A 7,595-nucleotide genomic window follows, 5' to 3' on the forward strand; every position below is an offset into this window, starting at 1 on the left:
TGTCGACCGGGTACTACGTCGCGAAGGCCACCCACTGGGTGTTCGCCGAGCTGAGGCGACCAAGGCCGCGATCGAGGAGCCGGAGACTTCCGCGTCCCACAAGCGCTGGACGTTTGGGGTAGCGGCTGGGGCCCTGCTGATGGCCGGCACGTTCGCCGCCGGCGCCCTCGGCCTCCACGGTGGCGCGGCGCCGGCCGCCGGTGCGGCCCCCGAGCACGCACCCGCGGCCCCCGGCCACGCCCCGGACGGCAGCGGCCCCGTGGTCGGCGCCCCCGTGCCCGGCAAGGGCGACCAGCACCAACAGTCCCGGCCCGAGGGGCAGCAGGCGCAGCCGACGACGCCCGCCTCGGCCGGCACGAACGCGCAGGGCACCCCGGTCGAGTCGAACACCGCGACCGGCGGCACGGGTTCCACCGGTGGCGGCAGCAACCAGCGCGGTTCGTCGCCGAGCACCGGCACCAGCACGCCCGCACCGAGCACCGGGACCGACACGCCCGCGCCGGAGCCCACGACGCCCTCGGACTCGGGTTCCGACTCGAACTCCGGCTCCGGGTCCAACGGCGGCGGGCTCCTCGGCACCGTCGGCGACGTGCTCTCCCCGGTGACCGGCGCCGTCGGCGACATCCTCTCCCCGTCGTCGGCCTCGACCAACAGCACCGCCTCCGCCAAGTCCGCGCCGGCCGGCCCCGCGCTGACGATGATCAACCCGCTGGGCGACCTGCTCGCCGTCGGCTGACGGGACGCCGTTCGGCGGCACCGGTTCCAGCACTCGGCCCACGCCGTCGGTCGGTGCGTCGAAACCTGCCCGTGACCTGCGGTGTCCTGACCGGTTGCTGGTGCGAAGACCGGTAACCCCCGTGTCGACGCTCGCGAGCACGTGCGACTACCGTCGCGTTCGGAGGCGGACCCGGTCAGTGCTTCAGGGAGGAACCCAGCGGTGAGTGCGCACGGCGAGCCGGAGGGGGGCGTGCCCCGCGTCGGCGTAGGTCAGGAACCCCCGACTGAGGACTTCGGCCCGCGGCCGCTCGTATCCGACCTGGAGAACGAGGACCGATCCGAGTCGCGGCCCTACCAGGACCCGAACCCGCAGTACGCGGACCCGTCGGCCCCCCAGCAGCAGCAGTCCGGTGCGCAGCCGGCCGTGTCCGGTCCCTACCGGGTGCCGTATGTCGATCAGACCCCGTCGGGCTCCCAGGCGGCGATGCCGTCCTATGTGGACCAGACACCGTCCGGTGCGCAGCCTGCCGTGTCGGGCCCGTACCGGGTGCCCTATGTGGACCAGACACCGTCGGGGTCGCAGCCTGCCGTGTCCGGCCCGCACCAGATGCAGCAGGGTTCGGGTCCCCACCAGGTCCCCCAGGGTTCGGGACCGCATCAGGTCCAGCAGGGCTCGGGTCCCCACCACGTGACCCAGGGCTCCGGCCCCTACCAGGTCCCGCCGCAGGCCTACCAACAGCAGGTCTACCAGCAGCAGTACCCGGTGCAGAGCCAGCAGGCCCAACAGGCCCAGCAGGCGCACGGGCACAGCGAGCTGTCGTCCCAGAAGCTCATCAAGCAGCAGAAGCGGCCGCCGCAGTCCGGCTGGCGCAAGGCCGTCTTCGTGGCCAGCGGCCGGCTGATCAACGTCGGCGAGAGCCCGAACGAGACGCACCGCCGCGAGCTGATCACCCGCGTGAACCAGCCACTGCGCGGTTGTTACAAGATCGCGATGTTGAGCCTCAAGGGCGGCGTGGGCAAGACCACCACGACCACCACGCTGGGCTCGACGTTCGCCTCGCTGCGCGGTGACCGCGTCATCGCCGTCGACGCCAACCCCGACCGCGGCACGCTCAGCCAGAAGATCCCGCTGGAGACCACGGCCACCGTCCGGCACCTGCTGCGCGACGTGGACAACATCAAGCGCTACAGCGACATCCGCGCGTACACCTCACAGGGCCCCAGCCGGCTGGAGGTGCTGGCGTCCGAGCAGGACCCGGCCGTGTCGGAGGCGTTCAGCGAGGACGACTACCGGCGCACGGTCACGCTGCTCGAACACTTCTACAACATCGTCCTGACCGACTGCGGCACCGGCCTGATGCACTCGGCGATGAAGGGCGTGCTGGACCTGGCGGACTCGCTGGTGGTCGTGTCGTCCGGCTCGGTGGACGGCGCCCGCTCGGCCTCGGCCACCCTCGACTGGCTCGACGCCCACGGCTACCGCGACCTGGTCGCCCGCTCGGTCGCCGTGATCAACTCGGTACGCCCCCAGGCCGGTTCGGTAGACCTCGACAAGCTGGCCCAACACTTCGGCGCCCGCTGCCGCGCCGTCTGCCGCATCCCGTTCGACCCACACCTGGAAGAAGGCGCGGAAATCGAACTGGACCGCCTAAGCGCCCCAACCCGCCTAGCCCTACTAGAACTAGCGGCCACAGTCGCAGACGGCTTCCCCAGCGAGTTCTACTACATGCGCTAACAAACGCCCCCGCAACGCGAACACCCGGCAGAAGCTTTCGAAGCCGCGGCGAAGAGCGGCCTGCGGCCAGCCCCGAATGATCTGCCTGAGCGTGCGGAGCACCCCCGACCCAGCCAGCACGACCACCATGCACGGACCACCGGGGCCACCCTGCACGACCACCGGGGCCACCATGGACGACCACTGGGGCCACCCTGCACGACCACCGACAATGGGGGTCCGGGGGCTCGCCCCCGGTTGGGGGTGTGGGGGCTCGGCCCCCACAAGACACGGCGAAGGTCGCCCCGGTCGAAGCCGTGCCCGGCGAGCAGGGGTCGCCGACGACCGAGCGGGCTCAGCTCGGTTCCTTGCCCTCCGCCTCCGGCGGGTTCTTTCGCTGGTTGAGGCTCCGAAGGAACTCCGGGTCGTCGTCGGGCGCCACCGGCCCGGTGCGACGGCTCTCCCGGTTCGGTCGACTCACCCGCCGGTCACCCACCGTGGTCGTCGTGGTGGGGTTCGCGACGAACGCCCGCCACAGCAGGACTACGACGCAGATCGCGCCGATCGCGGCGAGCAAGTACAGCATTGGCCACCTCCTGAGGTCCTCCGCATCGAGGTTAGCCCTTTTGTACCGATTTGGGGGCCACAGGGGGCGATGCGTGCGCTACGCGTGGCCGTTGCCGAGGTTGGCCTCGGTCGTCAGCTCGGCGAGCAGGGTCTTCACCTCGGACTCGCGGAACCGGCGGTGCCCACCGGGCGTGCGGATGGAACCGATGCGTCCGGCGGTGGCCCACCGGGTGACGGTCTTGGGGTCGACGCGGAAGAGCGCGGCGACCTCGCCGGGGGTAAGGAGCCGCTCTCCGACATGTGCCGCAGTCACGTGTCCTCCTCAGTTGATCTGGCCTGGACACGTCAATCGTTGCATCTCGACCATCGGGTACTCGAACGGTTGTCTGATGGTAAAGAGGTAGTAAGGGACAAAACGGCCGGTTCGGACAGGCTGAGCCATTGGCTAGAGTGCCCGCCGTGGACGCTGTTGACCACCGCATCATCGCCGCGCTCAGGGAGCACGGCCGGGCGACCTACGCCGAGCTCGGGCGGCAGGTCGGCCTGTCCGCGTCCGCCGTCCACGAGCGCGTCGGCAAGCTCGAGACCAGCGGTGTCATCACCGGCTACCACGCCGTCGTGAACCCCACCATGGTCGGTCTCGGCGTCACCTCGTTGATCGGCATCTACTCGACCGACACCGCGGACGACGACGACGTGGCCGAGGCGCTCGCCGCCCTCGACGAGGTCGAGTCGTGCTACCGCGTCGCGGGCGACGAGTCCTTCATCGTCAAGGTGCGCGTCGCGACGGTCGACGACCTGGAGCACACGCTCGGCCGCCTGCGCCGCATCGACGGCGTCGCGCGGACCCGAACCACACTCGTGCTGTCGACCCGTTTCGAGGGTCGGCCCAACACTTCGCAGGTAGGTGAGGGTGACGAGTAACGTTCCCGCCGTGAGCGGAGCTGGCGGAGCGGACCACGACGAGGCGGACACCCTGGGCCGCGATCTCACGCTGTACACGCTGGGCCGGCTGGTGCTGGTCGGCGCGGTGACGGTCGCGCTGATGCTGCTCGACGTGCCGCTGCTGCCGGCGGTCGCGGTGGCCCTCGTGGTCGGCTTTCCGTTGGGCCTGCTGGTGTTCCGCGGCCTGAACCAGCGGGTCACGGCCGGCCTGGCCGAGCGTGGCGCCGAGCGGGCGCAGACGAGGGAACGCCTGCGTCGTGAGCTGCGCGGCGACGAGGAATGACGGCGGTCGACCGCGGCAGCGAGAAGACCCGTGACTGGGTGTGCGAGGCGGTCCGCGTCATCGAGGCGGACGCCAACCGCAGCGCCGACACGCACCTGCTGCCCTTCCCGCTCCCGCTCGAATGGAATGTCCGCCTTTACCTGAAGGACGAGTCGACGCACCCGACGGGCTCGCTGAAGCACCGCCTGGCGCGCTCGCTGTTCCTCTACGCGCTGTGCAACGGCTGGATCGTCGAGGGCACGCCGGTGATCGAGGCGTCCTCGGGCTCGACGGCCGTGTCGGAGGCGTACTTCGCCCGGTTGCTCGGCCTGCCGTTCATCGCGGTCATGCCACGCACGACCAGTGCCGGCAAGGTCGAGCTGATCGAGCGCCAGGGTGGCCGATGTCACTTCGTCGACGAGCCGAGCCAGCTCTACGCGGAGTCCCACCGCCTGGCCGCCGAGCTGGCTGGGCACTTCATGGACCAGTTCACCCACGCCGAGCGGGCGACGGACTGGCGTGGCAACAACAACATCGCCGAGTCGATCTTCGAGCAGATGGCGCTTGAGCCGCACCCGGAGCCGGAGTGGGTGGTGGTCGGCGCCGGCACGGGGGGCACGAGCGCGACCATCGGCCGGTTCATCCGCTACCGGCGCCTGCGCACCCGGCTCGCGGTGGTGGACCCCGAGCACTCCGTGTTCTTCGACGCGTGGCGGGACACGCTGCCGGACCTGACGTCGTGCCAGGGATCACGCATCGAGGGCATCGGCAGGCCGCGTGTCGAGCCGTCTTTCGTGGGGCAGGTGATCGACCGCATGGTCAAGGTGCCGGACGCGGCGTCCCTGGCGACCATCCACGCGGTGGAGCCGCTGCTGGGGCGCCGGGTGGGCGGCTCGACCGGCACGAACCTGTGGGGCGCGTTCCAGCTCGTGGCGGAGCTGCTGGCCGCGTCCCGCGCGGGCAGCGTGGTGACGCTGCTGTGCGACGGCGGCGAGCGCTACGCCGGCACGTACTACGACGACGCGTGGCTGGCCGCGCAGGGCCTTGACCTGGCGCCGCACCGAGCGACCGTGGACCGGTTCCTGTCCTCGGGCGAGTGGCTATAGCTTCGGCAGCGCCGGCCAGAGCTTGTCGGCGATCTGCTTGCCGGCGGCGCAGGCGGCCTCGACCTCGCCCGGCTTGAGGTAGACCCAGATGCCGGCGCGTTCCATGAGGCCGGTGGTCGAGCCGTACTCGAAGGGGACGTGCTCGCCCACCACCGCGCAGGTCGAGGACTCGGCGCTGTCGGCGTACTGGGTGGTCGCGGTGTAGCGGTCGTGGATCGTGTCGCCGGTGTCGCCGACGGGGACGCGACCGATGTCGAAGGCGACCTGCAGCATCGTGCCCTCGTCGCTCTGCCACCAGCAGGTGTGCCCGCTGGTCTGGCGCTCCGGCCGCACCCCGGCCGTGACCCCGCGCACCACGGCGGCCATGTCCGCCGTCACGATGTCGCAGGGGTCGACCTCGCCGACGGAGTGCTCCGGGAGGCTCAGCGTCTCGGCCCTGCCGGCGGCGACGGCGTCGATGACGTGGTCGACGGTCTCGTCGGCGATCCCGCACATCGCCTTGGCGTCGGCCGGGTCCTCGGCCCAGCTGCGCACTTCCAGCGCGATGCCGTCCGCGAAGACGATGTCACGGGTGCAGGCGGCGTCCGAGTCCTCGGCGGGTGCGACGCTGAGCCCGCCCTTCCGGTCCCCGCGGCCGCCGTCGTGCTCCGACTCGTAGAGGTAGCCGACCTGGACCTCCGCGGTGGCGCCGTCCTTGGTGGTCACGGCCATGGCGCAGTACTCGAAGGCGGCGGGGACGTCGACGCGCGCGGTCCAGTCGTCCGGCATCTCGTCGGGATCGACCACGCTGCAGGGGTTGAACAGGGTGAGGTCGCCGAGCGCGTCCTCGGCGGTGAGCCGGTCCGGGTCGTCGAAGTCGCGGCTCTTCTCGGGAACGCGGACGGCGGTGGGCGTGCCGTAGACCTTGTTGGCGCACCCCGTGGTGACGAGCGCCAGCACGACCAGCCCGAGTAATGGGTGACGAGCCCACCGCGCCATGACGATCCCCCAGAGTTCTGTCTCTGTCCCGAATGTCGCGACAGACCGATCAACGTTACCGATTTTCGAACAACTAGTGCGGACACCGCACTAGTGTCCCGCGCCGGAATGCGGTGATTGAGTCGGTGGATCCGGGTTTCTGCTGGCAAGGCGCCGGTTCGTCCTCGTACTGGGTCGTACTTGGGCGAACCGGCAACGCCGCCAGCAGGAAGCTGGGCCGCCGAATTAGTTGCCTGATCTCCGGCGCGGGACACTAGCTCAGCGCCAGTCCCAATCCGGCGAGCACGGCCCACAGGAGCATGGCGAAGGAGGTGTCGCGGAGCACGGGGATCAGTGCCATCCCGGTGGCCCCACCGGTCACGGTCCGTGCGGCCGGCGCGGCGAGGAACGCGGCCGGCAACCCGAGCAACAACCACGGTGACCAGATGGCGCCGACGACCGACACGAGGAACGGCACCGCCACGAGCAGCACGTAGAGCCGGCGCGTCGGCCGGTCCCCGAGCCGCACGGCCAGGGTGATCTTGCCGCTGGCCGAGTCGGTGGGCAGGTCCCGGAGGTTGTTGGTGACAAGCACACTGGCCGAGATGCACCCGAGCGCGACCGCGCCGGCGACCCCGGCCCAGGTGAGCTGCCCGGTCTGCACGTACAGGGTGCCGAGCACCGCGACGGGCCCGAAGAACACGAAGACGACGACCTCACCCCACCCGGCGTACCCGTAGGGCCGCGGCCCGCCGGTGTAGAACCAGGCGGCGGCAACGGAGACGACGCCGACGGTGACCAGCCACCAGTAACCGGTCAACGCGACGAGCACGAGCCCGGCCACCCCGGCGACCGCGAAGCAGACGAAGGCGGCCAGCCGCACCTGGGCGGCGGGCGCGACCCCGGAGGCCACGAGCCGCAACGGCCCGACCCGCCTGTCGTCGGTGCCCCGGATCCCGTCGGAGTAGTCGTTGGCGTAGTTGACGCCCACCTGCAGCGCGAGGGAGACGACGAGCGCCAGCAGGGACGCCCACCAGTTGAACTGGTCGACAGCGGCGGCCGCCCCGGCCCCGACGATCACCGGCGCGATCGAGTTGGGCAGCGTCCGGACCCGAGCACCAGCCACCCACTGTGCGGTTGTAGCCATGAGGTCATCTAACTAGTGTCCCGCGCCGGGAATGCGGTGATTAAGTCGGTGGATCCGGGTTTCTGCTGGCAAGACGCCGGTTCGCCCTCGTACTGGGTCGTACTTGGGCGAACCGGCAACGCCGCCAGCGGGAAGCTGGGCCGCCGAATTAGTTGCCTGATTTCCGGCGCGGGACACTAG

Annotated in this window: 9 protein-coding genes; 5 read left to right on the forward strand and 4 right to left on the reverse strand. The window is 70.7% G+C overall.

Going from position 1 to position 7,595, the window contains the following annotated elements; translation table 11 throughout:
• The first annotated feature begins 139 nt into the window (after window positions 1-139).
• Together VET29_RS20600 and VET29_RS20605 are read left to right on the forward strand one after the other, a co-directional pair.
• A complete protein-coding gene (locus VET29_RS20600; RefSeq protein ID WP_324922864.1) occupies window positions 140-736 on the forward strand; it encodes a hypothetical protein in 597 nt (198 codons plus the stop codon).
• A 201-nt stretch (window positions 737-937) separates the two neighbouring features.
• A complete protein-coding gene (locus VET29_RS20605) occupies window positions 938-2,452 on the forward strand; it encodes a MinD/ParA family ATP-binding protein (protein WP_324922869.1) in 1,515 nt (504 codons plus the stop codon).
• A gap of 334 nt (window positions 2,453-2,786) precedes the next feature.
• Here the strand turns inward: VET29_RS20605 and VET29_RS20610 are convergent, their stop codons facing one another.
• The gene (locus tag VET29_RS20610) at window positions 2,787-3,017 is read right to left on the reverse strand and encodes a hypothetical protein (RefSeq protein WP_324922873.1); all 231 of its coding nucleotides are present in this window, start codon (window positions 3,015-3,017) and stop codon (window positions 2,787-2,789) included.
• A gap of 78 nt (window positions 3,018-3,095) precedes the next feature.
• A complete protein-coding gene (locus VET29_RS20615; protein WP_324922875.1) occupies window positions 3,096-3,311 on the reverse strand; it encodes a BldC family transcriptional regulator in 216 nt (71 codons plus the stop codon).
• 146 nt (window positions 3,312-3,457) lie between these two features.
• Between VET29_RS20615 and VET29_RS20620 the strand changes: the two genes are divergently transcribed.
• The 3 genes from VET29_RS20620 to VET29_RS20630 are packed head-to-tail and all read left to right on the forward strand — an operon-like array spanning window position 3,458 to window position 5,311.
• On the forward strand, window positions 3,458-3,922 hold the full coding sequence (locus tag VET29_RS20620) for an Lrp/AsnC family transcriptional regulator (protein ID WP_324922878.1): 465 nt from the start codon (window positions 3,458-3,460) through the stop codon (window positions 3,920-3,922).
• A gap of 10 nt (window positions 3,923-3,932) precedes the next feature.
• Window positions 3,933-4,226 (forward strand): DUF4229 domain-containing protein, encoded by a 294-nt coding sequence (locus VET29_RS20625; protein ID WP_324922882.1) that lies wholly within the window; start codon window positions 3,933-3,935, stop codon window positions 4,224-4,226.
• Window positions 4,223-5,311 carry a PLP-dependent cysteine synthase family protein gene (locus tag VET29_RS20630; RefSeq protein WP_324922885.1) on the forward strand — a complete coding sequence of 363 codons (1,089 nt, stop codon included), beginning with the start codon at window positions 4,223-4,225 and terminating at the stop codon, window positions 5,309-5,311. The genes VET29_RS20625 and VET29_RS20630 overlap by 4 nt, the downstream gene beginning before the upstream one ends.
• Here the strand turns inward: VET29_RS20630 and VET29_RS20635 are convergent.
• Window positions 5,306-6,289, reverse strand: coding sequence for a hypothetical protein (locus tag VET29_RS20635; protein WP_324922887.1), 984 nt, complete (start codon window positions 6,287-6,289; stop codon window positions 5,306-5,308). The two genes, VET29_RS20630 and VET29_RS20635, sit on opposite strands and share 6 nt — an antisense overlap.
• 253 nt (window positions 6,290-6,542) lie before the next feature.
• Window positions 6,543-7,415 (reverse strand): 1,4-dihydroxy-2-naphthoate polyprenyltransferase, encoded by an 873-nt coding sequence (locus VET29_RS20640; protein ID WP_324922889.1) that lies wholly within the window; start codon window positions 7,413-7,415, stop codon window positions 6,543-6,545.
• Between the last annotated feature and the right edge of the window lie 180 nt (window positions 7,416-7,595).

Origin of the sequence: Actinophytocola sp. (assembly GCF_035634895.1) — a bacterium.
Lineage (GTDB): Bacteria > Actinomycetota > Actinomycetes > Mycobacteriales > Pseudonocardiaceae > Actinophytocola.

Excerpts from the sequence above, each read along its gene's own strand:
- VET29_RS20600 (WP_324922864.1), top strand. The coding sequence starts at position 140 with ATGGCCGGCACGTTCGCCGCCGGCGCCCTCGGCCTCCACGGTGGCGCG.
- VET29_RS20610 (WP_324922873.1), bottom strand. The coding sequence starts at position 3,017 with ATGCTGTACTTGCTCGCCGCGATCGGCGCGATCTGCGTCGTAGTCCTG.
- VET29_RS20630 (WP_324922885.1), top strand. The coding sequence starts at position 4,223 with ATGACGGCGGTCGACCGCGGCAGCGAGAAGACCCGTGACTGGGTGTGC.
- VET29_RS20635 (WP_324922887.1), bottom strand. The coding sequence starts at position 6,289 with ATGGCGCGGTGGGCTCGTCACCCATTACTCGGGCTGGTCGTGCTGGCG.
- VET29_RS20640 (WP_324922889.1), bottom strand. The coding sequence starts at position 7,415 with ATGGCTACAACCGCACAGTGGGTGGCTGGTGCTCGGGTCCGGACGCTG.